The organism is Leisingera sp. ANG-DT (genome assembly GCF_000813785.1).
Classification (GTDB): domain Bacteria; phylum Pseudomonadota; class Alphaproteobacteria; order Rhodobacterales; family Rhodobacteraceae; genus Leisingera.
Genome location: NZ_JWLE01000019.1, coordinates 1 through 23428 on the forward strand (window position 1 = coordinate 1; position 23428 = coordinate 23428).

Consider the following 23428-nt stretch of genomic DNA (forward strand, 5'->3'; position numbering starts at 1 on the left):
TGAAATCCCGGCGGGGCGGGTGACGGCGCTGATCGGTCCCAATGGCGCGGGCAAATCGACGCTGCTGAAGCTGATTGCCCGGCAGATGACGCCCGCTGGCGGCAGCATCCGCATGGACGGGTTGGACCTGGTTCAGGCGGTTCCAGCGGTGCTGGCGCGCAAGATGGCGGTGGTGGCGCAGCACCTGAGCGTTGCCAGCCGGGTGCGGGTGCGCGATCTGATCGGATTTGGCCGCTGGCCGCACAGTTCGGGGCGGCTGGGACCGGCGGACCATGCCGCAATTGACGGGGCGGTGGCGCTGTTTGATCTGGACGATCTGCAACAGAGGTTCCTGGATGAGTTGTCCGGCGGCCAGCGGCAGCGGGCCTTTATCGCCATGGCCTATGCGCAGGACACCGACTGGCTGCTGCTGGACGAGCCGCTCAATAACCTCGACCTGCACCATGCCCGCAACCTGATGGCGCAGCTGCGGCACCTGGCAGAGGCGCAGGGCAAGGGGATTGTGATCGTGGTGCATGATCTGAACTATGCGATCAGCTGGTCCGATCACGTGGTGGCGCTGCGGGACGGGCAGGTGGCCTTTCAGGGCCCGGTGGCAGAGGCTGCGACTGCGGAGCACCTGAGCGCGCTCTATCAGACGCCGGTGGCAATCACCCGGCTGGAAGGGCAGGTGTTTGCACAATATCACCGCTAAGTCTGCAGGTTGTAATCAGGATGGTGCTGAATTCGTGGCGTCAAACCCTCAGCCCGGCAGGCGCAGGGCTGCGCAGCCTTTCAGGGCGGCGGCGTCATCCAGAATGACATGCACCGGGGCGGCGATGCGGGCGTCGAGTGCGAAGGGTTGCTGGAAGCGCTCCGCAAAGAGCCCCCGCGCCGGGGAGGTGAGGATGCTGCGGGCCACGGCGCCGGCGAAATACATGCCCTGCGCGGGCAGGAAAGCCAGCATCAGGTTGCGGGCCAGCAGCGCCAGCAGATGGGCATAGAAGCCCAGGAACTCCTGCGTGCCGGCATTCCCCTCTGGGAAATGCGCGCGCACGGCTGCGTGGCCGCGGCCGGAGAAGAGATGTTCGACAGTGGCAAAACTCTCTGCCTCTGGCACAAGGTTGCGCAGATGCTCTGCCACGTCCAGCGGCAGGCTGACGTGGCCGTATTCCACGTTGAGGCACTGCACCTGACCGCCCGCCTGCAGCACTGGCGACAGGTTGAAGCCGGTACCGATGCCCGCCACCAGGCGCTGGCCGTCTCCGCCCGCATCACCCGTCGGAGCGATCACCGTATCCAGGCACTCCGCCCCCAGATGCGGGCAGGCCTGCCCCAGCGCAGCCAGGTCGTTGAGCAGATGCACCTGCGCGCCGTTCAAATGCTGCGACAGCGCCGCGGCGTCAAAGTGCCAGTCCCGGTTGGTGAGCCGCGCGGTGGTGCCGGTGACCGGCCCGGCGATGGCAATAGCCACCTCCGCCACGCCGCCGGGGGCGGCATCCTGAAGGTATAGGTCCATCACGTCCGCAAAGCCGTCAAAAGCCTCGTTGCGGAAGCTTTGCACCGTGTCCGCCAGCAGCACGCCATCGCGCGCCAGGCCCAGCCGCGTATTGGTGCCGCCGACGTCGGCGGCCAGCCGCAGCCCGGTCAATTCAGCCGCTCGCCGGTTGCGGGCGAGAAATAGGAGACCTTGGACAGATCAAAAGCCAGGTCCAGCATCTGCCCCGGCTGCGCCCGGGTTTCGGCGTGCAGCCGCGCGGTGACCTGCTTGCCGCCGAGGTTGGAGACCACATAAGTGTCCGCACCTGCGGGCTCCACCATGTCGATCATACAGGCGGCTTCCTGCACGCCTTCGCCTGCGCGGAAGCCCGCCTCGGCAATGTCTTCGGGGCGCACGCCCAGGATCACGTCCTGCGGCAGGCCGGTGGCGCGGCTGTCCTTCAAGACGATGGGGGCGCTGCCGCCGCAGTCCATCTCGATCCGTGTGCCCTGCCCGTTCGGCTGCGCACGCGCGGGGATCAGGTTCATTGCCGGGCTGCCCATGAAATCGGCCACAAACAGGTTGGCAGGCTTGTTGTAGATCTCGGCGGGGGTGCCGATCTGCTGCACCACCCCGCCCTTCATCACCACGATCTTGGTCGCCAGCGTCATCGCCTCGATCTGGTCGTGGGTGACATAGACCATGGTGGCGCCGAGGTTGTGGTGCAGTTTCTTGATCTCGGTCCGCATCTCCACCCGCAGCTTGGCGTCGAGGTTCGACAGCGGCTCATCGAACAGGAACAGCTTGGGGTCGCGCACCAGCGCCCGGCCCATCGCCACCCGCTGGCGCTGGCCGCCGGACAGCTGGCCCGGGCGGCGGTCCAAGAGCGCCTCGATCTGCAGCTGTGCGGCCACTTCCTTCAGCTTGCGCTCCTGAGTGGCGGCATCGGCGCCGCGCACCTTCATGCCGAAGGTGATGTTCCTGGCCACCGTCATCGTCGGGTAGAGCGCATAGGACTGGAACACCATGGCGATGTCGCGGTCCTTGGGGCTGACGTGGGTCATATCACGGCCGCCGATTTCGATCTGCCCGCCGGAAATCGGCTCCAGCCCGGCGATGCAATTGAGCAGCGTGGACTTGCCGCAGCCGGAAGGGCCGACCAGCACCAGGAAGTCGCCCGGCTCAATACTGACGTTGATGTCTTTCAGGATCTCGGTTGCGCCGTAGTTCTTGCGCAGGTTGGTGATGTCCAGAATGGGAGCCATGAGTTTACCCTTTCACAGAGCCAGCGGTCAGGCCGCGGATGAAGTATTTGCCGGCAACGGCATAGACCAGCAGCGTCGGCAGCGCGGCGATGATCGCGGCGGCCATGTCGACGTTGTATTCCTTCACGCCGGTGGTCGAATTGACGATGTTGTTGAGCGCCACGGTCACCGGCTGGGTGCCCGCCTGGCTGAAGGAGACGCCGAACAGGAAGTCGTTCCAGATCTGGGTGAACTGCCAGATCACGGTAACCACGATGATCGGCAGGCTGAGCGGCAGGAAGATCGACCAGAAGATCCGGAAGAACCCCGCGCCGTCCACCTTGGCCGCCTTCACCAGATCCTGCGGGATGGTGACATAGAAGTTGCGGAAGAACAGCGTGGTGAAGCCGATGCCATAAATCACATGGACAAAGATCAGCCCCGGAATGCTGCCTGCCAGGCCCATAAGCCCCAGCATCCGTGCCATTGGCAGCAGAACCACCTGGAACGGGATGAAGCAGCCGAACAGCATCAGCGAGAAGATCAGGTTGGCGCCGCGGAACCGCCACTGCGCGATGACATAGCCATTTGCCGCCCCCAGCATGGTGGAGATCGCCACCGCAGGCACCGCGATCACCACGGAGTTCCAGAAGAACGGGCGCAGGCCCTCGCATTGGATGCCGGTGCAGGCCTCCGACCAGGCGGTGCGCCAGGCGTCGAAGGTCACTTCCCGCGGGAAGGCGATCAGGCTGCCGGTGCGGATTTCCTCCAGGCTTTTCAAGGAGGTGGTGATCATCACAAAGAGCGGCATCAGATAGAACAGGGCAAACAGGCCCAGGAGGGTGAACAGCGTCCAGCGCAGGGCGAAGTGGCTCCAGTTGCGGCTGCTTGCTGCGGCGGCGGGGGCGAGCGTCACGTCAGTCATGTTTGGCCCTCAGCTCAGAGTAGAGATACGGAACGATGATCGCGAACACCACGCCCATCATGACCATGGCAGAGCTGGCCGCCTGGCCGATATCGCCGCGGGAAAAGGCCATCGTATACATATAGGTGGCGGGCAGATCGGTGGCATAGCCGGGGCCGCCGCCAGTGAGGGCAATCACCAGGTCGAAGCTCTTGATCGCCAGATGCGCCAGCACGATGAAGGCAGACAGGAAGATCGGCGCCATCGAGGGGATGATGATCGCGGTATAGATCCGCCAGGTGGGGATGCCATCGACCTGTGCGGCCTTGATGATCTCGCCATCGACCCCGCGCAATCCGGCCAGGAACAGCGCCATCACAAAGCCGGACGCCTGCCAGACACCGGCGATGACCACCGCATAGATCGCCTTGTCCGGGTTGATCACCCAGTCGAAGGTGAAGCTGTCGAACCCCCAGCCCCGCACCATGGCTTCCAGCCCCAGACCGGGGTTCATGATCCACTTCCAGGCGGTGCCGGTCACGATCAGCGACAGGGCCATCGGATACAGATAGATGGTGCGCAGGACGCCCTCGGTGCGGATCTTCTGGTCCAGCAGGATGGCCAGCATCAGGCCCAGGACCATCGAGATCAGGATGAACAGGGTGCCGAACACAAACAGGTTCGACATCGCGGTGTCCCAGCGCGGCGCGTTGAACAGGCGCTCGTACTGGATCAGCCCGTCGATCTCGTATTTCGGCAGCAGGCGGGAGCGGGTCAGCGAGACCCAGGCGGTCCAGGCTATGAAGCCGTAGACAAACACCAGCACCGCAATGAAGGACGGCGCCAGCACCATCTTCGGAATATGACGTTCAAGCCATTCGGTCATTGTAACGGCCCTTGAATAGGTGGCCCCGCATCCCGGAGGACGCGAGGCCCGGGGGAGATCAGAGCGAGTTGGCGACTGCGTCGGCCAGCATCTGCACGGCCTCAGCCGAGGACATGTCCGAGTTGAAATGCGCGGTCACCACGTCGGTGATGGCGCCGGACTGCGCGCCGCGCAGGGCCATGCCGTGGGCATAACTGGGCAGCAGCGAGCCATTGTCCGCGCTGTCGCCCATGTCCTTGGCCGACAGATGCGCGCAGGTGTCAAACGCATCCAGTTTCACGTCCACCCGCGCCGGGATCGACCCCTTGTTGAGGTTGAACACCTCCTGGAATTTCGGCCCGACGATCAGCTTGGCCAGCAGGTCCTGCCCGGCCTGCTTGTCTTCGCCGTCGACCTCGAACATGGCGAAGCTGTCGACATTATACAGGAAGCCGTCCCCCGGCACCGAGGCGCAGAGGAAATCCTTGCCCGGCTCCTTGCCCGCGGCCAGGAACTCGCCCTTGGCCCAGTCGCCCATGATCTGGAACGCCGCCTCGCCGTTCATCACCATCGAGGTGGCCAGGTTCCAGTCGCGGCCCGGGAAGTTGGCGTCGACAAAGCCGCGCATCTTGCGCATCTGGTCGAAGACCGCGGCCATTTTGCCGGACTTCAGGGTGTCCATATCCAGGTCGACAAAGGCCTTGCGGAAGTCTTCCGGGCCCAGGATTCCAAGCGCCACGGCCTCGAACACGGTGGCGTCCTGCCAGGCCTGGCCGCCATGCGCCAGCGGGGTGATGCCCGCGGCCATCAGCTTGTCGGCGGCGGCGTTGAAGTCTTCCCATGTCTGGGGCATTTCGATGCCGTTGGCCTCCAAGAGCGCGGCATTGGCCCAGATCCAGTCGACGCGGTGCACGTTCACGGGTGCTGCGCACCATTTGCCCTCGCATTTCATGTGTTCGGCGATCGAGCCGGGCAGCACGTCCCCCCAGCCCTCGGCCTCAGCGACGGAGGAGATATCGGCCAGCACGCCTTCTTCATACCATTCCTGGATGGCGGGGCCTTTCAGCTGCACCGCGGTCGGCGCGTTGCCTGACAGAACACGGGCGCGCAGCGCGGTCATTGCCGCATCCCCGCCGCCGCCGGCCACCGGCATGTCGGTCCAGGTGCCGCCGTTGTCGGCAAATTCCTGTTGCAAGACTGCAGCCGACTTGGCCTCGCCGCCGGATGTCCACCAGTGCAGAACTTCGGCCTGCGGTCCGGCCGCTGCCGGTGCCGCACAGGCCAATGCCACGGCCGATACGGCCGCAAAAGCGGTATTTTTCATCGCTCATTCCTCCCTTATGTTCCGGCTGCTCCCCGCAGCCTTCCCCATCAGCTTGCAAAACCGCGGCACCGCTTTTCAATTGTCCAGCGCCGCCCTGCGCACGCCGGAATGCAGTTTTTCCGCCAAGCTGTTACCTGTTGTTACGCAGCAATTGATTTTGTTGCATGATGTTACAAACAAGCAGCCGGAACAGCCATATCGGCGGTTTCCGGCGAGGAGAGCAACAGATGGCGATTCCGCGGCTTCTGGTGGTGGATGACGACGTTGAGACGCGCATGATGCTGACCCAGTACCTGCGTCAGAACGGCTTTATCGCCCTGCCTTGCGGCAGCGAGGCGGAGATCCGCGAGCAGATCGGCGCGGGCCGGATCGACCTGATCCTGCTCGACGTGATGCTGGGCGATGAAAACGGGGTGGAGATCTGCACCCGGCTGCGCAGTGAGCAGGATGTGCCGATCATTCTGGTGTCGGCGCTGTCCGCCGATCACCAGCGGATGGCGGGGTATGAATCCGGCGCGGATGATTACATTGCCAAACCGTTCAACCCCGATCTGCTGCTGGCGCGCGTCCGCGCCGTGCTGCAGCGGGCGCGGCGGTCGTCGTCGCTGATCTACCGGCGCAGCGTGGCCACCTTCCGCTTTGGCGGCTGGACCTATGACGCCAAGCGGGATGAGGTGATCTCTCCCGTCGGCGTGCAGGTGGCGCTGTCGCGGCGCGAGACCGGGTTGCTCAAGGTGTTCCTGGCCAACCCGCATATTCCGCTGACGCGTGAGGAGATTGCGGCGGCACTGGATGTGACTGGTGACGGCGGCAATGACGAGGGCTCGGGCCGCGCAATTGACGTGCTGGTGGGCCGGTTGCGCTCCAAGATTGAAGACACACCCAAGGACCCGCGGCTGCTGCGCACCGAGCGTGGCACCGGCTATGTCCTGGCGGTGGATGTTGAGACCGGCGGGGACTGAGGCCCGTGGCGCTGCGGCTCAGAACCCGGGGGCTGATCCTGCTGCCGCTGGCCTTTGCCGCCGGGCTGGGCGGTGCCTGGGGCTGGTTCCACTCCGGCGCCAGCTGGCAGGCGCATCTGACTCGCGCTGCCATTTCCGGCATTACATTGGACGCCACCCTGCGCCGCGGCGCGCCGCCGCCTGCGGGGGTGACAGTAACGTCCGTGGCGCCGGAAAAGGCTGCGTCCCTGGCCGCTGGCGATTATCTGCGGCTGCAGGGGATCGCGAAGCCTTCCCTGTTCACCAATGTCTCGATCTTGGACAGCGGCCCCGATCCCCTGTCAGGGGAGGTTCTGGCGCTGGTTATCGCCTCCCCCGCCCTGCGGTATCCGGTGGCGGAACTGCCGCCCGCAGGAGGAGCCACCGCGGCAGAGAAACTGGGGGCGGTTACCCGGCTGCTAGCTACCTATTGCAGCGAGCCAGTGATCTTTGCGCGCGCGGGCTATGGCCCCTGGCAGCGGGTCGACGGCACTGCCGTCTGGGGCTGTTCTGCCGCGCCGCGCGACCTGCGCCTGCCGGCGGTTCTCTTGTCGCTTCTGTCGCTGGCTGTACTGGCAACGCTGGTCATGGACACCTCGGCCCATTTCGACCGCTTTGCCCGCGCGTTGCGCCACCGCCGCCGGCTGGGCGGGCCGGACGCCTATGCGATGCAAGGCCCCGGCGAGCTGCAGGAGATCGTCTCAGCAGTGAACAGCTATCTGGAGACAGAGCGCGAACAGCTTGCCAGCCGCGCCGCGGTGCTGTCCGGGATCAGTCACGACCTTGGCACCCCCGCCACCCGGCTGCGGCTGCGTGCGGCGCTGATCCAGGACGTGGAGCTGCGCCAGAAGTTCGAGGCGGATCTGGACGCCATGACCGGCATGATCGAAAGCGTGCTGACCTACACCCGCGCCGAGATGAGCGCCGAGACCCCGCGCCGCCTGTCGCTCAGCTCCTTGGTGGAGGCGCTGGCGGCTGATTATCAGGACATGGGCAAACCGGTGGAGCTGCTGCCGCCGGAGCCGCAGGTGGCGGCGGGCGGGCGGTCCGTTTTTACCTCTGCCCCAGGCCGCAGTGCGGTGCCGCAGGGGCAGGTGATGCTGGTGGTGGCGCGGCCTGTTTCCTTGCAGCGGGCCATCACCAACCTGATCGACAATGCGCTGAAATATGGCCGCCGCGCCGCCATCAGCCTCAGTTCCACTGCCGATCACGCGATCATCACGGTGGAGGACGAAGGCTCCGGCATGACGGCGGCGGAGATCACCGAAGTGATTGCCCCGTTCCGGCGCGGCGAAAACACCCGGGCCATCGACGGCTTCGGGCTGGGGCTTACGATTGTTGCCACGGTGGCAGAGCAGCACGGCGGGCGGCTCACTTTCGAGGACGGCAGGCGGGGCCTGCGCGCCGTCCTCGAGATTTGCCGCAACTGACCGGCGGCGGGCGTTACCCCAGTACCGCCTTGACCGCGCGCAGGGTGGCGTCGACCACCTGATCGGCCTCGGCGCGGGTCAGGCAGAACGGCGGTGCAAAGCCCAGGATGTCACCCTGCGGCATGGCGCGGGCAATCACCTTGTCCTGCTCCAGGAGCTTGGCAGAGATCTGCGGCCCGATCTTCTCCGCAGCGTCAAAGAAGGTGCGGCTGTCCTTGTCCTTCACGAACTCCACCGCACACAGCATCCCCTCGCCGCGCACCTCGCCCACGTTGGCGTGGCCCATCAGCGCCTCTGCCATGGTGGCGTTCAGATAGGCACCGGTTTCGCCGGCATTGGTGACAAGGTTCAGCTCGTCGATCAGCTTGAGGTTCGCCACTCCCGCCGCCGCCCCGATCGGGTGCGCGGAGTAGGTCCAGCCGTGGCCGATCGGGCCGTTCTCATCGGTGCCCTGCTCCAGCACCTTCCACATCTTGTCGGAGACGATGGATCCCGAAAGCGGCGCATAGGCCGAGGTGAGGCCCTTGGCGATGGTGATGATGTCGGCCTCTATCCCGTAGTGGTCCGAGCCGAACATGGAGCCGAGCCGTCCGAAACCGGTGACAACCTCATCCGCAACCAGCAGGATGTCGTGTTTTTTCAAGACCGCCTGAATGGCTTCCCAGTAGCCTGCGGGCGGCGGCACGATGCCGCCAGTGCCCAGCACCGGCTCGCCGATGAAAGCGGCGATGGTGTCTGCGCCCTCGCGCTCGATCAGCGCTTCCAGTTCCGCCGCGCAATGGGCCGCGAACTGCTCTTCGGTCTGATCCAGGTTGTCGCGGCGGTAATAGTACGGCGCCTCGGTATGGATCACCTGCTCCACCGGCAGGTCGAACTTCTTGTGGAACAGTTCGAGGCCTGTCAGCGAGCCGGTGACCAGCCCAGAGCCGTGATAGCCGCGCCAGCGGGAGATGATTTTCTTCTTCTCGGGGCGGCCCAGAATGTTGTTGTAGTACCAGATCAGCTTGACGTTGGTTTCATTGGCGTCCGAGCCGCCAAGGCCGAAATAGACCTTGGACATGTTCGCGGGCGCGCGGTCCAGGATCATCTTGGCCAGTGTGATCGAGGCCTCGGTGCCGTGGCCCACGTAGGAGTGGTAATAGGCCAGCTCCCGCGCCTGATCAGCGATGGCTTCAGCGATCTCCTGGCGGCCATAGCCCACGTTTACGCAGTAAAGACCCGCAAAGGCATCGAGCAGCTTGTTGCCATCACGGTCTTCGATGAACACGCCCGAGGCAGTTTTAATGACCCGGTTCGGGCTGTCGCCGCGGGCGTGCTGCGCCAAGTGGGTCGAGGGATGGAAAAAGTTCTCGCGGTCCCACTGGTCAAGCTGGTCGTTCTTCAGCATTGGTGTTTTCCTTCTCAAGTTCTGCGGCAAACCGGAATTCTGCGAGAATTCCGGCCCGGATTCCGGCGCGGAATCCGGGATGTCCCGCCTGTGTCTGACACCCGGATTTGCCGTGCAAATCCGGGCCGGACTCCGCGCCGGAGTCCGGTATCCTCACGCCCAGTCGCGGCAGACGTATTTAACCTCGGTGAATTCCTCCATGCCCAGCCGCGCGCCTTCGCGGCCCAGGCCGGATTGCTTGGTGCCGCCAAAGGGGATCGGCGCGCCGGTCACCTTGGTGCGATTGACCGCCACCATACCGTATTGCAGCGCGCGGCTGAGACGGTAAATGCGGCGCGGGTCCTGGCTGTGGACATAGGCGACCAGCCCGTATTCGCTGTCATTGGCGCGCGCCACCGCTTCCTCCTCGGTGTCGAAGGGGGTGATGGGGGCGACGGGGCCGAAGGTCTCCTCCGACATGATGCACGCATCTGCGGGCACATCGGTCAACACGGTAGGCTCAAAAAACAGCGGACCCAAAGGGTGCCGCTTGCCGCCGCAGGCCAGCGTTGCGCCCTTTGCCAGCGCATCAGCCACATGCTCTTCCTGCTTTTGAACCGCCTTTTCATTCATCAGCGGGCCAAGGTCGCAATCCTCCATGCCTTTGCCGATGGTCAGCGCCTGGGCGGCTGCGGTGAAGCGGGCGCAGAATTCTGCATAGATCGGGCGCTCCACATAGATCCGGTTGGCGCCGAGGCAATCCTGGCCGGAGGTGGCGAATTTGGCCTTGATGGTTTCGCTGACGGCCTTGTCCAGATCACAGCCCTTGAAAACGATCACCGGCGCGTGGCCGCCCAGTTCCATCACCAGATGCTTCACCGTGTCCGCCGACTGGCGGTAAAGGAGCTTGCCCACCTCAGTAGAGCCGGTGAAGGAGAGCGCCCGCACGCGGGTGTCGCGGGTCCAGGGTGCAACGATCGCGGGCGCGTTGCCGGTTACCACGTTGAACACGCCGGGCGGGAAGCCTGCGCGTTCTGCCAGTTCCGCCAGCGCCAATGCGCTGAAGGGGGTCTCAGCCGATGGATGTGCCACCACGGTGCAGCCCGCCGCCAGCGCAGCGGCTGCCTTGCGCGTCAGCATGGCAGAGGGGAAGTTCCAGGGCGTGATCAGCGCCGCCACCCCCACCGGCTCGCGCCACAGCTCCACCTCTGCGTCGGGCAAATGGCTGGTCACGCCTTCGATGTTGGGGCGCTTGGCTTCTTCTGCGTAGAACTCCACAAAGGCAGCGCCATAGCCGATTTCGCCGCGCGCCTCGGATAGCGGCTTGCCCTGTTCCAGCACCATGATGCGGGCGAGGTCTTCTTTGTGTTCCAGCTGCAGTTCAAACCAGCGGCGTAGGATGGCAGCGCGCTGTTGCGGGAGCATCCCGGCCCAAGCCGCAAAGGCCGTCTGCGCCGCATCCACCGCGGCAGAGGATTCTTCTGCTGAAAGGCTGGCCACATGGCCAAGCTCTGCGCCATCGGCCGGATCGCAAACCGGGAAGGTCTCGCCATTGGCGGCGGCGCGCCATTTGCCGCCTATGTAGGAAAAAGAGCGCACCAGGGCCTTGTCGGCAATCCCGGTCCGGGCTGAGAGCGCGGTCTCTGTCATGGCTGTCCTCCTCATGTCTTGCAGAGGAATGTGCCTGACGCGGGCAGAGGATGTGACTGAAGTTCAGGGGCGGTGCAGAAGAAACAGCTGCCGCTCAGGGATATTTGCGCGGGATCACCCCTGCTCCAGAAGAATGTCCAGCGGCGGCGCGCCTGCACCCTTCACCGGCTTGGTCACCACATAGGTGAAATAGCGGGAGAGGCCGATGCGGGCGTCGAGCATTTCGTCGATCAGCCGCTGATAGGCGTCGATGTCGCGGGTGACGATCTGCAGCAGGTAGTCAAACCCGCCCCCCAGCGCCCAGCAGGCGGTGACCTCGTCATAGCGCTGCATCGCGGCCTCAAAGGCACGGAAGCTGGCGGCGGTGTGATCGGCAATCTCAGCTGCGACAAAGACTGTCACATGCGGCGCCAGTTTGCGCAGGTTGATACGGGCGCCGTAGCCCTCGATCAGCCCGGCCTGTTCCAGTTTCTTCAGCCGGTCCCAGCAGGGGGTCGGCGACAGGCCGATCCGCACGGCCAGCGCGGCCTTGGTGATGCGGCCCTCGGTGGAGAGCACGCGCAGAATGTCGAGATCGCGCTGGTCCAGTTGCATGCCTTCCGCCTATCAGCCGGCGGTGACGCCGACAACCGCAACGCAGTCGCCGGATTTAATCAGCCCGGGGAAGTGGCGGCTGATCAGGAGGCCGGCACGGCGGGCGCGGTATTCCACCGGCGGCTGGCCGGTGCGGTCCAGAGGCCAGACGCGGGCTAGGAGATCACCCTTGGCAACTGCTTCGCCGAGGTCTGCCATGATCTCAAACAGTCCGTCGCCTTCGCTGAACAGGAAGCAGTCATCATCCGGCATCGTCAGATTCACGGTCTCGTCCAGCTGCATTTCGCCACGCAAAATACCCGCATGGATCAGCACATTGCGCAGCCCCTTCTTGGCGATGGCATTGCTACGCGCAGATGACGACCCGCCGCCGCCAAGTTCCGTTGTGACCAGGACCTTGCCCATTTCCTCGACCGCAGTGTCGTACATGCCGGCGCTGTCGATCTCCAAAAGCTCCACCGAATAGGGTGCATTGAAGGCCTTCATTGCGGCAAAACACGCCTCCTGCGTGGATTTGTCATCAAGGATATGGGCGGCGGCGAAGGGTACGAAATCCAGCGTTTTGCCGCCGGAGTGGAAATCCACCGCCAGGTCTGCCATCGGCATGAGTGTGCGCTGGAAGTAGTCGGCGATCTTCTCTGTCACGGTGCCGTCCGGGCGGCCCGGGAACGACCGGTTCATATTGCCCTTGTCGATGGGAGAGGTGCGGCTGGCGGCGCGGAAGGCCGGGTAGTTGAAGGCCGGTACGATGATCAGCCGGCCGGTGATGTCCTCCGCCCGCGTGGTTGCCGCCAGTTCCTGAAGCGAAATCGGGCCTTCGTATTCGTCGCCGTGGTTGGCACCTGTCAGAAGTGCGGTCGGCCCCTCGCCGTTCTTGATCACCGTCAGAGGGATCATCACCGAGCCCCAGGCAGAATCATCGCGGCTGTAGGGCAGCTTCAGATAGCCGTGGTGCACCCCGTCCTGGTCCAGCGGGATGGTGGGGGAAATTGGATTTTGCTTCATGGCTCAGTCCTTCACGAACATCTTGCGCGGCACATCGGACAGGCATTCCGGCCCGTTCGCCCCGATGCGAATGCTTTCGGTGATCTCAAATCCCCAATCCTCCATCCAGAGGCCGGTCATGAAGTGGAAGGTCATGTTCTCCTCTAGGACCGTGGTGTCACCCGGGCGCAGCGACATGGTGCGCTCGCCCCAGTCCGGCGGGTAGGAAACGCCGATCGGATAGCCGGTGCGGTTGTCCTTTTCGATGCCGTATGTCTTCAGCACCTTGAAAAACGCCTTGGCGATATCCTCGCAGGTGTTGCCGGCCTTGGCCATTTCCAGCCCGGCCTCCATCCCCTCCAGCACGGCCTTTTCGGCGTCCAGGAAGGTCTGCGTCGGCTTGCCCAGGAACACGGTGCGCGACAGCGGGCAGTGGTAGCGGTGGACCACGCCTGCGATCTCGAAAAACGTGCCCTCGCCGGATTTCATCGGCAGGTCGTCCCAGGTCAGATGCGGCGCAGCCGCGTCAGAGCCGGAGGGCAGCAGCGGCACAATCGCCGGGTAGTCGCCGCCAAAGCCAAGCTCCGCGTCATAGCGCAGGCCGGCGTCATAGATATCGGCCACCAGATCGCATTTGCGCATCCCCGGTTCGACACGCTCAAAGATCCTCTGGTGCATCCGCTCCACAATCTTGCCCGCCTGCCGCATGTAGGTCAGCTCGGCCTCGGATTTCACCGCCCGCTGCCAGTTTACCAGCGCGTTTGCATCGCCGAACCGCGCATTCGGCAGGTGCTTTTGCAGGGATGCATAGGCCGCGGCGGTGAAATAGTAATTGTCCATCTCAACGCCGACCGCGCCGCCGTCCAGCCCACGGTCTTTCAGTTGCGCCGACAGGTAATCCATCGGGTGGCGCTCGGTCGACTGCACGTAGTGATCCGGGTAGCCGATGATGTTTGCAGGCTCCATCCAGCATGTGCGCAAGGCGCCATTGGCGTCCTGGCCGCGCCCGTACCAGACCGGCTCACCGTCCAAGCCGACGACAACGCATTGATGCACATAGAAGGACCAGCCGTCATAGCCGGTCAGCCAGTTCATGTTTGAGGGATCGGTGACGATCAGAAGGTCAAGCCCGCGGCGGGACATTTCGGCCCGGGTCTTGTCGAGGCGCGCCTGATATTCTGCGCGGGAGAAATACAGCTTGGGGTCTGCCATATGCGTGGTTCCTGGTTGATCAGCTGGTGAAAGTGGCGCCAGCCCCCGCCGCATCAGCGCGGGAGCCTGCAAGCGTTGCGATGGCGGTGTCCTGCACACCGGTTCCTGTTAGGTCGGCAATGATCAGTTCGTTGTCCGACTGGCGGCCGGGGGCCTGCCCTGACGAGATGACCCCCAGTTCCGTAAAGCTCTGGTGCCCGGCGATCAGCCCCGCGGCGATGGCGCTGCGCAGCTCGCCCTTGACGGCGCATTGCGCCTGGCTGTCGGGCACATAGAGGTCCGCCTTGGTCAGACAGGCAGGCTCCAGCTCGCCTTTGTGCTCCTGGTCGGAGCCCATGGCGATCACCAGCTGGCCGGGCCGCAGCCATTCCGCCTGGACCACAGGGTCGGCTGCTGGGGTTGTGGTGACGACAATATCCGCCCCGGCAACCGCCTGCGCGATGTCGGCAGCGGCGGTGACATCAATTCCCAGCTCGCTGCGCAGGCTGGCCGCCGCGGCCTCTGCCTTGGCGCTTTCCCGCGCCCAGATGACGGCGTTTTGAATGCCGCGCACCAAGGTCATTGCTTTCAGCTGTATCCGCGCTTGCACACCTGCGCCAATAATGCAGACGCGGGACGCATCCGCCCGCGCGAGGTGGCGCGCTGCGACCGCCCCCGCCGCAGCGGTGCGCACATCAGTGAGATAGCCATTGTCCAGAAGCAGCGCCTCTAAAAGGCCGGTTCGGCTGGAAAACACCACCATCAACCCTGTGGTGCTGGGCAGGCCCAGCTTGGGGTTGTCGAAAAACCCCGGGCTCATCTTCATCGCAAAGCTGTCGATCCCCGGCACATAGGCGGTCTTCACGCAGACCTCGCCGTTGTGATCGGGCACCGGCAGCGTCATGATCGGCGGCATCACAACCTTGCCGCCGGCAAGAGTGGTGAAGCCCTGCTCGACACAGTCCACCGCATCCGCGTCCAGCGGCACCAGATCGCGCAGCTCCGCTTCGGTCAGGATCTTGATGTCAGGCATCCGCGCCTCCCTTGCTCTCCGCCGCCACATCCACATCTTCACCATCGATGATGCGCTTGTGCAGGTCCATGGCGATGTTCTGGCCGCTCACCAGCACCGCACAGCGCCCTGGATTGCCTATCTTGCCCGCCAGCAGCGCCGCAATACCAACACTGCCGGAGCCCTCGATCACCAGCCGCTCCTCGAAATAGGCATGGCGGATGGCGGCCGCGATTTCCGTCTCGGAGACCAGCACCACATCATCGACGAATGCCTTTGTCATTTCAAAGGTATAGGCATTTTCCAGCCCGATCCCGCCACCGAGCGAATCCGCCAGCGTCGGCAGCTCCTCAACCTGCACCGGCCTGCCGGCCTGCAGGCTGGCGTGCATCGCAGCGCCGCGCTCCATGCTGACACCGATCACCCGGATCGCCGGGTTCACCGCCTTCATCACCATCGCCACGCCGGAAATCAGCCCGCCGCCCGACAAGGGCACCAGCACCGTCTCCAGATCCGGCGCCTGCTCCAGCATTTCCAGCGCCACGGTGCTTTGCCCGGCAATGATATCGCGGTGGTCGAACGGCGGCAGCATGGTCATGCCCCCGGCCACCAGCCGGTCGACCTCCACCTGAGCATCATCCTGCGACCGGCCTATGACCCGAACCTCGGCGCCGTGGGACTTGATGCCCTCGACCTTGTTTTGCGGCACCAGTTCCGACATGCAGATGATGCAGCGCACCCCGGCCTGCGCCGCCGCATAGGCCAGCCCGCGCCCGTGGTTGCCGGTGGAGACGCCAACCACTCCCGCCGCGCGCTGCTCTTCGCTCAGGGCCAGCACCGCATTGGTTGCTCCTCGCAGCTTGAAACTGCCGGTGATCTGGCTGCTTTCCAGCTTCAGAGAGACCTGCCCGCCGCTCCGTGCGCTTAGCACAGGTGAGGGCGCCATCGCCGTCCGCCGGACCCGCGCGGCGATCCGCGCCCGGGCCTGATAGCTGTCCTGAAGGGTGATTTTCTCAGTCATTGAAGCTGTCTTGTCTTGTTAGAGTTCAAACAGCCGGCCGTAGCCCGGCACCTTATCCGTTACCCCGGCCAGCCGCAGACAGCGCCAGACCATCGCCTGGTTTGAGCTGACCACCGGCTTGCCCAGCTGGTCCTCGATCCGCTGCACGCAAGCAGCGGCGCGCAGTGCGGTGCAGGACAAAAACAGCGCATCAGCCCCTGCATCGCAGGCGGCAATCCCCGCCTCGATGATGCTGTCCTCGGAGATCCGCGCCATCTGGCGGTCGTCGGTCAGACCGAAACAGGCGGCATTCACCACCTCCGGCCCGTGCGCCGAAAAATACTCTGCCATCTCTTCGGTGACTGCGGGGCTGTAGGGGGTCAGCAGTGACACCCGCTTGGCCCCCAGCGCGGCAAACGCATCAAACGCGGCAGAGCTGGGGGTGACGCAAGGCGTGTCCGGCTTGGCCGCGTTCAGATACCGAGTCACTGCATCGTTGCCCAAGACGATGGAGGCCGCGGTGCAGCCATAGGCCACCACATCCACCGCTTCCCCCGGCAGGATCTGCGCTGCGGCCTCAGCCAGCCGCGGGCCGGTCTGCAGCAGCGTTTCCCGGGTGGTCGGGTTCTCGAATTTGATGCGGTTCACATAGACGCCCACCCGGTCCGGGTCGCAGAGCCGGGCAAAGTCGCGCTCTGACGTGTGGTCGGTCGCCAATGCCACCAGCGCGATCCGCTTGGGCACCGGGCGGTCGTCCAGCCGTGCTGGGGACCGTGAGGGCGTGGCATGGATATCAAGAGCCATTTTCTGCTTCCTAAACAACAAGAACCGGGGTTTCCGCCAGGCTCGTCACCTTGTGTGAGACGCTGCCCAGCAGGACGCCCTCCAATGAGCCAAGTCCGCGGCTGCCGATCACAATGAGGTCGTGCCCATGCTCCTTGGCAAAGCTGGTGATGGTGCGCGCCACCGGGCCGCCTTTGACAAAGGCGCGGGGGCTTTGAACACCGCCCTCCACCGCCAGCGCCTTGCCGCGCTCGGCCACCTCCTTGGCGTGGCTGCGCATGATTTCGTCCAGATCCTCGGGCTGATCCGGGCGCACCACATGCATCGAAGCCTCCAGCAGCGAGTGGTGGCGGTAGACCGTCAGCAGGGTCAGTTCCGCACCGCATAGCTGCGCCAGCTCTGCCGCCTTGGCGAGCGCGGCCTCCGCCCCTTGGGAGCCGTCAAAGGGCACCAGAATGGATGTGAACATCGCCGCGCCTCCTTACTTGGCAAAGGCCAGGTCGCGCAGGAACAGCGCAATCTGCGGGAAGAAGATCAGCGCCACCGACACCCCCAAAAGCATCAGAATGAACGGCGGCGTGCCGCGCACCACCTCGGCATAGGGGCGTTTGAACACGGCAATCGCGGTGAAGATATCGCAGCCGAACGGCGGCGTAGCAGAGCCAATGGCAACCTGCAGGGTGATGATGGTGCCGACCAGCACCGGGTCCAGCCCAACCGATTTCACTACCGGCGCAAACACCGGCACCAGCACCAGGATCACCACGATGGGGTCGACGAACATGCAGCCGATGAAAAACGCGATGGAGATCACAAACAGCACCCCGATGGCGCCCATCTCGGCAATGCCGATGGCGCCGAGGATCTGCTGCGGCACCTGTGCGAAGGAGATCACCCAGGAAAACGCTGCTCCAGCCCCCACCAGGATGAACACGATGGCAGTGATCAGCCCGGTGGATTTGGCGGTGTCATAGACATCCACCAGCGTCATCGAGCGGAACACCAGCACCTCCAGGACCAGCGCATAGAGCACACAGGCCGCTGCCGCCTCGGTCGGGCTGAACACGCCGCCGTAGATGCCGCCGATGATGATCACCGGGAACCCCATCGGCCACAGCGCCTGCTGCATAGTCCTCAGCCGCTCGCCCCAGCTGGCTTTGGGCTCTGCCGGTACATTGTTGCGCACGGCATAGATGTAGGCATAGGCGGAAAACAGCAGCAGGATCAGCAGCCCCGGCCCGATGCCCGCAATGAACAGCTCGGCAATCGAGGTGCTGGAGACCACGCCGTAGATGATCATGCCGATCGACGGCGGGATGAGGAAAGCGATGTCGCTGGCATTGACGATCAGGGCCAGCACAAAGCTGTCCTTGTACCCCGCCTGCAGCATCCGCGGCCGCAGCGGCGAACCGATGGCGACGACGGTTGCTTGAGTCGATCCCGACACCGCGCCGAACATGGTGCAGGCGGCGGCGGTGGAAATCGCCAGCCCGCCGCGGATATGCCCCACATAGGCCATCACGACATTGATCAGCCGCCCGGCCGACTGGCCGCGGGTCATGATGTCGGCGGCAAAGATGAACATCGGCACCGCAATCAGCGATGCAGGCCGGATTCCCGCCAGCATCTGCTGCACCATGGTCTCTGTCCGGGCGAGATCGCCGAACAGCATCAGAAAGCCGATGAACGCGCCGGCAATCAGCGGGATCATCATCGGAAAGCCCAGCAGGAGCAGGACAATCATGGTCAGAAAAATGGTTGCAGCCATGGGTCCGTCCTCAAATTTCGATTTCTTCTGCGTCCTCGTACCCCTCCTGCACATGGGTCGAGAGATAGATGCCGGGGGACGTCAGATTGCGCACAGCGGTCAGCAGGTACTGGGCGCCGGTCATGAAGAAGCCCGCAGGCACCCAGACCAGGATGACCCAGACCGGGATCTGCAGGGCGGGCAGAACACGCCCGCGCGACGCCTGCGCGCCGATGTATTTCACCGCGTAGAAGCACAGCAGGAACATGAAACCCGCGGTGACCAGCGAAATCACCACCACCATCACCTTGCGCAGATGCGGCGGCAGCAGATCATAGACCGCCGACATCCGGATGTGGCGGGCATTGCGGGCGGCATAGCTGATGCCGGCAAAGGTGATCAGGATGATCAGGATCCGGTTCAGCTCTTCGGAAAAGAAGATCGAGTTTCCCAGCACAAAGCGGCCCACCACATTGGCCACGGTATTGGCCGCCATCAGCAGCACGCCGGCGGCCAGCAGGAACGACTCGATGCGGCTGATGGCGCTGTCGATCACACCCAGGAAACCGGGCAGCGCGGAGTCATGTGTCTGGTGCATTCCTTCCTCCCCGAGGTCTGCGCACCGCTGAGCAGGCAATACCTGCTCAGCAGCGATTGCAGTGAAGGCCTCAGTTGGCGGTGGCCGCTAGATCCGCTTTCATCTGCTCCAGGATCGCAGCGCCGCTGTCGCCGGTCATCTCGATGAACTTGGCTTCAACCTCTGCCGCGGCCTCCTTGAAGCAGCTGCGCTGCTCGTCGGTCAGCACCGTCACCTGCATCTCAGGCTTGGCCTCCATGATCTTGGCCAGCTCGGTCTCTGCCGCCTGCTGCTGGTAAACCACGGTGTGGTCATAGGCTGCCGTGGCCGCATCCTGCACCAGCTGCTGATCCTCGGGGGAGAGGCCGTCGTAGAAGTCCTTGTTGGCCATCACTGCGGTGGTGAAATTGTTGTGGCCGGCATAGGTGATGTAATCGGTGACCTCGTAGATCTTGGTCGAGTAGAGGAAGAACGTCGGGTTCTCCTGCCCCTGGATCACATTGGTCTGCAAACCGCCGTAAACCTCGCCCCACGGCAGCGGCGTCGGGGTGGCGCCAAAGGCCTTGTAGCTTTCGACCAGCAGCGGGTTGGTCATCACCCGGAACTTCACCTCGTCCAGATCGGTGCAGGTGGTCACCGGCGTCTTGGTGGTCATCGCCACCTCGCCCTCGGGGAACATGTTCAAGAGCTCCAGCCCCTGATCGGCATAAAGCGGCTTGAACATACCGTTGATCGCCTTGCTCTCCTTGTAGAAGCGCGCCAGGTGGTCCTGATCGGTCGGCAGCAGATAGGGCACAAAGAACACCTGTGCCTCAGGGATCAAGGAGCCGGTAAAGCCCGGCGATTGGTCGACGAACTGCAGGATGCCGTCCTGGGTCTGCTCCATGATGTCGGCGGATTCGCCTAGGGTGCCATAGGGGAACAGCTGGATCTCGTGATCCGAGTGCGCCTCGATCTCTTCCTTGAACTTCTGCGCATAGACGCCCTGCACATCGGTCATCGCCTCCTCAAAGGCATAGCGCCAAGTGTCCGCCTGCGCCGCGCTGCCCGCCAGGGCAATGCCCGCCGCCGCCAGGGCGGCGAAGCTGAATGTGACTGTCTGAGCCATGATTTCCTCCCAAGTCTCACCGGTGCCTGAGCACCGCTGCGACAGACTTGAGAGGAATTGTACTGCATGTCAATTTTTTTATTGTTGCAGGACAATCAGTATGTGAAGGGCGCGACCCCTTCCGGCGGGCGGCCCAGCATTCCGGCGATCAGCTCCAGCGCTTGGCGGAAGCGGTCCTGATCCTGCACGCTGCCCAGCGACACCCGCACCGCGTTCTGCGGCGGGGTTTTGGGCGTCAGGAACGGCGCATCCGGGGCGACCGCCACTTTCAGCTCCTGCGCGTAAGAGACAAAGCTGGCGGTGGTCCAGCCTGCGGTCAGCGGCAGCCACAGGTGCAGCGCCGACGGATGCCCCTGCCAGTCCCAGCCCTGCAACACCTCTTCGGCAATGGCATACCGCTCCGCCAGAGCCCGGCGCTGCCACTGGGCCAGCTCCAGCGCGGTGCCGTCCTGCACCCAGCGGGTGGCCAGCTCGCACATCAGGGGTGTCGCCATCCAGCCGAACACGACAATCCGCCCGGTCAGCGCAGGAAGAAGATGCTCCGGCGCCGCCAGGTAACCGGCGCGCAGCCCCGACACCGTGCATTTGGTGAAGGTCGTCAGGTAAATCGACCGCTCCGGCGCCAGCGCCGAAACCGGCACGGGGCGGTCCTCCGCCACCGGGCCGAAGGCATCGTTTTCGATGATGTGTAGATCATATTTGCGGGCAATCCCCACCAGCACCCTGCGACGCTCTTCCGGCATCATCCCGGCAGTAGAGTTGGCCAGAGACGGCAGCAAAAACAGCACTTTGGGCGATTGCTCCCGGCAGTAACGCTCCAGAGCGTCCGGCAGAATGCCATCGCTGTCCGTCTCCAGTCCGGCCAGGGTCAGCCCCAGATAGGAACAGCCCGACACCAACAGGTGATGGGTGATCTTGTCCGACACCACCGTGTCGCCCGGCCGGGTCAGCGCCGACAGCGCCGCCGACATGCCGTGGCTCACACCGTTGGTCATTATGATCCGCTCTGCCGCCACCTCCAGCCCGCAGATCCTCAGCCACTCTGCCCCGGCAGCCCGGTGCAAGTCATGACCCACGTTCGGACGGCACGACAGGAAGTAGCTCGGATCCAGCGCCTCCGGCAGTTCCGCCAGGGCCTGCTGGAACCGCTCCGCGTGCTGTTGCGAAAACAGTGGCCGCGAGATCGACAGGTCAAAGCCGCCGCCCTGTTCCGAACTCAGCTGAAACGGCTGGTCATTATTCGTATCGGGGTCCAGAACATAGCTGCCACGCCCGACTTGGCCGTCGATCAGGCGCTGCCTGCGCAGCCCCTCATATGCCTTGCTCACGGTGTGCACGCTAAGCCCTAGTTCCTCAGCCATTTTGCGGTGGGTCGGCAGCTGCGTGCCCTTGGGGAGCCTGCCGTCCGATATGGCCCTGGCAATGGCTTGCGTAAGGCTGGCGTGCAGGGGCGGGGTCAGGCTGGCGGGGTCAGGGTACCATATTGTCATGCGACAATTGTACCGGTGATTGGCTGCAAAGCCCATCACAATTTCCTGCCAAGTTGTTTTTGCGGAGAATCAGCTGCAGCCAGTGCGTTTGCAGGGGTCCGGTCTGTATCGCGGCCCTGAGGGTCTGTTGCCGATACCAGAACGGCCCGTTCTGTGCGGCGGGCCTCCGCCGGGGGAGATAGCCCTGCAGTTTAACTAACTTCAAAGCAACTAGCCGGTGCGCTGTTAACCCAATGTTTGCTGCCCTTTTGAGAGGATTGCGGCGAAAATACGGCGGATCTGCCGCAATTGCCCGAATGGAGCCGTGAACATTCCCCATTCCGCCGGCAGCGTTAAGGTCCGCCCGCGCCCTTTTGGCCGGGGACCGAGCTGCCAGGAGGAAATGACGCCGTGCCGCACGACCTATCTTCCGCCGATCCGGCGCACACCTGCGAACTGCCCTGCGGCTTCAAGCTGCTTCAGGGCCAGTACCAGATTGAGCGCCCGCTGATCAGCGGCGGCTTCGGCATCACCTATCTGGCGCGCGACAGCCTGGAGCGGCGGGGGGGGATCAAGGAATGCTTTCCGGCGGGGCTTTGCCGCCGTAACGGGCCGGGGGGGGAACCGTCGGCGCCGGAACACGCCAAGTCCTGCCGCAACGTGCTGCGCGCCTTCCTGCGCGAGGCGCATCTGCTGGCCCGCGCCGAGCATCCCGGCATCGTCGGCGTGCATCAGGTCTTCAAGGAAAACCAGACCGCCTATATCGCGATGGAGTTCATCGACGGGCTCGACCTGCTGACCGTGCGTGAGGAGCAGCCGGACCGGCTGACCGCGCCGGTGCTGCGGCAGATCCTGACCCAGGCGCTGGAGGCGCTAGGCTGCGTGCACAAGCTGGGCATTCTGCACCGCGACATCTCACCCGACAATCTGCTGTTGGGCCAGGATGGCACCCTGACGCTGATCGACTTCGGCGCCGCGGCGGGCAGCACCCCCAAGGACGATACCGCACTGCCGATGCTGCTGGCGGTCAAGGACGGCTATTCGGCGCATGAGCTGTACAAGCCCGACCTGCCACAGCGCCCGGCCTGCGATATCTATGCGCTCGGCGCCACCTTCTATTACCTGATCACCGGGGAACCGCCCGCGGGCAGCCAGCAGCGGCTGAATGCGGTGATGGCGGGCAACCCCGACCCTTGCCCGCCGCTGCTGGGCGGGCCTTGGGCAGCGGATCCGGCATTGCTGGCCACTGTTGACCAGGCGATGTCGGTGCCGCCCGCCGAACGGTTCCAGTCCACCCGCGCCTGGGCAGAGATGCTGGCGGAATGCGATGCCGGGGATCCGGTGGCGGAGGCTGCGGGCATGCCGGGCGAAGATCCTGACCCTGCCGATAATGGCGCTCTGGACGCAACCATCGCCGACCTGGTGGCCGCGACCAACTCCAGCCTGACTCCCGGCCAGCCGCGCACCGCGCGCAAGGAGCCGGTGCCCGCCGCTGAGCCAGAAGCCCCCCGCCAGATGGTCAACCTGTTTGGCGAGCCGGTCAGCGATCTGGAAGCCTGGCTGGCGGAGGAAGACGCCCGCACGCGGCGCAGCCGCAACGCGCCTGCCGCCGAACAGCCGCCGGCTTCGGCAGCAGACAGCGGCGCAGAAGCGGACAAACCCACATTCGCAGGCCGCCTGCGCAGAATTTTCGGGTTCCAGGACGGCACCCCGGCAACCGTTAAGAACTGAAGGGAACGGC

Annotated in this window: 23 protein-coding genes; 5 read left to right on the top strand and 18 right to left on the bottom strand. The window is 64.4% G+C overall.

Features of this window, described 5'->3' with window-relative positions; all coding sequences use genetic code 11:
- On the top strand, nt 1-694 hold a 694-nt coding region (locus tag RA21_RS15005; protein WP_039150309.1), incomplete at its 5' end, for an iron ABC transporter ATP-binding protein.
- A gap of 48 nt (nt 695-742) precedes the next feature.
- Here RA21_RS15005 and RA21_RS15010 read toward each other — a convergent pair.
- Genes RA21_RS15010 through RA21_RS15030 form a run of 5 tightly spaced genes read right to left on the bottom strand, consistent with a single transcriptional unit; the run spans nt 743 to nt 5796 of the window.
- Nucleotides 743-1630, bottom strand: a complete 888-nt coding sequence (locus RA21_RS15010) for a glucokinase (protein ID WP_039150313.1) — start codon at nt 1628-1630, stop codon at nt 743-745.
- Nucleotides 1627-2724: an ABC transporter ATP-binding protein gene (locus RA21_RS15015; protein WP_039150315.1), complete on the bottom strand. Its 1098-nt coding sequence runs from the start codon at nt 2722-2724 to the stop codon at nt 1627-1629. Before RA21_RS15015 ends, RA21_RS15010 begins: the two co-directional genes overlap by 4 nt.
- A 4-nt stretch (nt 2725-2728) precedes the next feature.
- On the bottom strand, nt 2729-3628 hold the full coding sequence (locus tag RA21_RS15020) for a carbohydrate ABC transporter permease (RefSeq protein ID WP_039150318.1): 900 nt from the start codon (nt 3626-3628) through the stop codon (nt 2729-2731).
- Complete coding sequence (locus tag RA21_RS15025; RefSeq protein ID WP_019296496.1) at nt 3621-4493, bottom strand: carbohydrate ABC transporter permease; 873 nt, start codon at nt 4491-4493, stop codon at nt 3621-3623. The genes RA21_RS15020 and RA21_RS15025 overlap by 8 nt, the downstream gene beginning before the upstream one ends.
- Nucleotides 4494-4551: 58 nt before the next feature.
- Nucleotides 4552-5796, bottom strand: a complete 1245-nt coding sequence (locus RA21_RS15030) for an ABC transporter substrate-binding protein (protein WP_039150321.1) — start codon at nt 5794-5796, stop codon at nt 4552-4554.
- 16 nt (nt 5797-5812) lie between these two features.
- Here RA21_RS15030 and RA21_RS23040 point away from each other — a divergent pair, with 16 nt between their 5' ends.
- The 3 genes from RA21_RS23040 to RA21_RS15040 are packed head-to-tail and all read left to right on the top strand — an operon-like array spanning nt 5813 to nt 8206.
- Nucleotides 5813-6055, top strand: a complete 243-nt coding sequence (locus RA21_RS23040) for a hypothetical protein (protein WP_206540061.1) — start codon at nt 5813-5815, stop codon at nt 6053-6055.
- A complete protein-coding gene (locus RA21_RS15035) occupies nt 6024-6758 on the top strand; it encodes a response regulator transcription factor (protein ID WP_039150324.1) in 735 nt (244 codons plus the stop codon). Before RA21_RS23040 ends, RA21_RS15035 begins: the two co-directional genes overlap by 32 nt.
- A gap of 5 nt (nt 6759-6763) precedes the next feature.
- Nucleotides 6764-8206, top strand: a complete 1443-nt coding sequence (locus RA21_RS15040) for a sensor histidine kinase (RefSeq protein WP_039150325.1) — start codon at nt 6764-6766, stop codon at nt 8204-8206.
- A 13-nt stretch (nt 8207-8219) separates the two neighbouring features.
- Here RA21_RS15040 and RA21_RS15045 read toward each other — a convergent pair whose 3' ends face one another.
- The 13 genes from RA21_RS15045 to ehuR all read right to left on the bottom strand — a co-directional run bounded on the left by RA21_RS15045 (nt 8220) and on the right by ehuR (nt 21708).
- A complete protein-coding gene (locus RA21_RS15045) occupies nt 8220-9593 on the bottom strand; it encodes an aspartate aminotransferase family protein (RefSeq protein WP_039150328.1) in 1374 nt (457 codons plus the stop codon).
- A gap of 153 nt (nt 9594-9746) precedes the next feature.
- Nucleotides 9747-11222, bottom strand: coding sequence for an NAD-dependent succinate-semialdehyde dehydrogenase (locus RA21_RS15050; RefSeq protein WP_039150331.1), 1476 nt, complete (start codon nt 11220-11222; stop codon nt 9747-9749).
- Between the two features lie 114 nt (nt 11223-11336).
- Complete coding sequence (locus RA21_RS15055) at nt 11337-11816, bottom strand: Lrp/AsnC family transcriptional regulator (RefSeq protein ID WP_039150333.1); 480 nt, start codon at nt 11814-11816, stop codon at nt 11337-11339.
- Between the two features lie 12 nt (nt 11817-11828).
- The gene (gene doeB, locus RA21_RS15060; RefSeq protein ID WP_039150336.1) at nt 11829-12821 is read right to left on the bottom strand and encodes a N(2)-acetyl-L-2,4-diaminobutanoate deacetylase DoeB; all 993 of its coding nucleotides are present in this window, start codon (nt 12819-12821) and stop codon (nt 11829-11831) included.
- A 3-nt stretch (nt 12822-12824) separates the two neighbouring features.
- Nucleotides 12825-14012: an ectoine hydrolase DoeA gene (gene doeA / locus RA21_RS15065; RefSeq protein WP_019296504.1), complete on the bottom strand. Its 1188-nt coding sequence runs from the start codon at nt 14010-14012 to the stop codon at nt 12825-12827.
- Nucleotides 14013-14031: 19 nt separating this feature from the next.
- Nucleotides 14032-15024: an ectoine utilization protein EutC gene (eutC, locus tag RA21_RS15070; RefSeq protein WP_039150339.1), complete on the bottom strand. Its 993-nt coding sequence runs from the start codon at nt 15022-15024 to the stop codon at nt 14032-14034.
- The gene (gene eutB / locus RA21_RS15075; RefSeq protein ID WP_039150342.1) at nt 15017-16024 is read right to left on the bottom strand and encodes a hydroxyectoine utilization dehydratase EutB; all 1008 of its coding nucleotides are present in this window, start codon (nt 16022-16024) and stop codon (nt 15017-15019) included. The genes eutC and eutB overlap by 8 nt, the downstream gene beginning before the upstream one ends.
- Before the next feature lie 18 nt (nt 16025-16042).
- A complete protein-coding gene (gene eutA, locus RA21_RS15080; protein ID WP_039150344.1) occupies nt 16043-16807 on the bottom strand; it encodes an ectoine utilization protein EutA in 765 nt (254 codons plus the stop codon).
- 10 nt (nt 16808-16817) lie between these two features.
- Nucleotides 16818-17255: a universal stress protein gene (locus tag RA21_RS15085; protein WP_039150347.1), complete on the bottom strand. Its 438-nt coding sequence runs from the start codon at nt 17253-17255 to the stop codon at nt 16818-16820.
- A gap of 12 nt (nt 17256-17267) precedes the next feature.
- Nucleotides 17268-18554, bottom strand: coding sequence for a TRAP transporter large permease (locus RA21_RS15090; RefSeq protein ID WP_039150350.1), 1287 nt, complete (start codon nt 18552-18554; stop codon nt 17268-17270).
- 10 nt (nt 18555-18564) lie between these two features.
- Nucleotides 18565-19131, bottom strand: coding sequence for a TRAP transporter small permease (locus tag RA21_RS15095; protein ID WP_019296510.1), 567 nt, complete (start codon nt 19129-19131; stop codon nt 18565-18567).
- 70 nt (nt 19132-19201) lie between these two features.
- Nucleotides 19202-20218, bottom strand: a complete 1017-nt coding sequence (locus RA21_RS15100; protein ID WP_019296511.1) for a TRAP transporter substrate-binding protein — start codon at nt 20216-20218, stop codon at nt 19202-19204.
- 95 nt (nt 20219-20313) lie between these two features.
- Nucleotides 20314-21708 carry a MocR-like ectoine utilization transcription factor EhuR gene (ehuR, locus tag RA21_RS15105; RefSeq protein ID WP_039150353.1) on the bottom strand — a complete coding sequence of 465 codons (1395 nt, stop codon included), beginning with the start codon at nt 21706-21708 and terminating at the stop codon, nt 20314-20316.
- Nucleotides 21709-22098: 390 nt separating this feature from the next.
- Here ehuR and RA21_RS15110 point away from each other — a divergent pair, with 390 nt between their 5' ends.
- Nucleotides 22099-23418, top strand: coding sequence for a serine/threonine protein kinase (locus RA21_RS15110; RefSeq protein ID WP_039150356.1), 1320 nt, complete (start codon nt 22099-22101; stop codon nt 23416-23418).
- The last annotated feature ends 10 nt before the right edge of the window (nt 23419-23428 follow it).

What these genes read in the sequence shown, in the direction of transcription:
- RA21_RS15015 (WP_039150315.1), bottom strand. Translation starts at nt 2,724, where the DNA reads ATGGCTCCCATTCTGGACATCACCAACCTGCGCAAGAACTACGGCGCA.
- RA21_RS15020 (WP_039150318.1), bottom strand. Translation starts at nt 3,628, where the DNA reads ATGACTGACGTGACGCTCGCCCCCGCCGCCGCAGCAAGCAGCCGCAAC.
- RA21_RS15025 (WP_019296496.1), bottom strand. Translation starts at nt 4,493, where the DNA reads ATGACCGAATGGCTTGAACGTCATATTCCGAAGATGGTGCTGGCGCCG.
- RA21_RS15030 (WP_039150321.1), bottom strand. Translation starts at nt 5,796, where the DNA reads ATGAAAAATACCGCTTTTGCGGCCGTATCGGCCGTGGCATTGGCCTGT.
- RA21_RS23040 (WP_206540061.1), top strand. Translation starts at nt 5,813, where the DNA reads ATGTTCCGGCTGCTCCCCGCAGCCTTCCCCATCAGCTTGCAAAACCGC.
- RA21_RS15035 (WP_039150324.1), top strand. Translation starts at nt 6,024, where the DNA reads ATGGCGATTCCGCGGCTTCTGGTGGTGGATGACGACGTTGAGACGCGC.
- RA21_RS15045 (WP_039150328.1), bottom strand. Translation starts at nt 9,593, where the DNA reads ATGCTGAAGAACGACCAGCTTGACCAGTGGGACCGCGAGAACTTTTTC.
- RA21_RS15050 (WP_039150331.1), bottom strand. Translation starts at nt 11,222, where the DNA reads ATGACAGAGACCGCGCTCTCAGCCCGGACCGGGATTGCCGACAAGGCC.
- RA21_RS15055 (WP_039150333.1), bottom strand. Translation starts at nt 11,816, where the DNA reads ATGCAACTGGACCAGCGCGATCTCGACATTCTGCGCGTGCTCTCCACC.
- doeB (WP_039150336.1), bottom strand. Translation starts at nt 12,821, where the DNA reads ATGAAGCAAAATCCAATTTCCCCCACCATCCCGCTGGACCAGGACGGG.
- doeA (WP_019296504.1), bottom strand. Translation starts at nt 14,012, where the DNA reads ATGGCAGACCCCAAGCTGTATTTCTCCCGCGCAGAATATCAGGCGCGC.
- eutC (WP_039150339.1), bottom strand. Translation starts at nt 15,024, where the DNA reads ATGCCTGACATCAAGATCCTGACCGAAGCGGAGCTGCGCGATCTGGTG.
- eutB (WP_039150342.1), bottom strand. Translation starts at nt 16,024, where the DNA reads ATGACTGAGAAAATCACCCTTCAGGACAGCTATCAGGCCCGGGCGCGG.
- eutA (WP_039150344.1), bottom strand. Translation starts at nt 16,807, where the DNA reads ATGGCTCTTGATATCCATGCCACGCCCTCACGGTCCCCAGCACGGCTG.
- RA21_RS15085 (WP_039150347.1), bottom strand. Translation starts at nt 17,255, where the DNA reads ATGTTCACATCCATTCTGGTGCCCTTTGACGGCTCCCAAGGGGCGGAG.
- RA21_RS15090 (WP_039150350.1), bottom strand. Translation starts at nt 18,554, where the DNA reads ATGGCTGCAACCATTTTTCTGACCATGATTGTCCTGCTCCTGCTGGGC.
- RA21_RS15095 (WP_019296510.1), bottom strand. Translation starts at nt 19,131, where the DNA reads ATGCACCAGACACATGACTCCGCGCTGCCCGGTTTCCTGGGTGTGATC.
- RA21_RS15100 (WP_019296511.1), bottom strand. Translation starts at nt 20,218, where the DNA reads ATGGCTCAGACAGTCACATTCAGCTTCGCCGCCCTGGCGGCGGCGGGC.
- ehuR (WP_039150353.1), bottom strand. Translation starts at nt 21,708, where the DNA reads ATGACAATATGGTACCCTGACCCCGCCAGCCTGACCCCGCCCCTGCAC.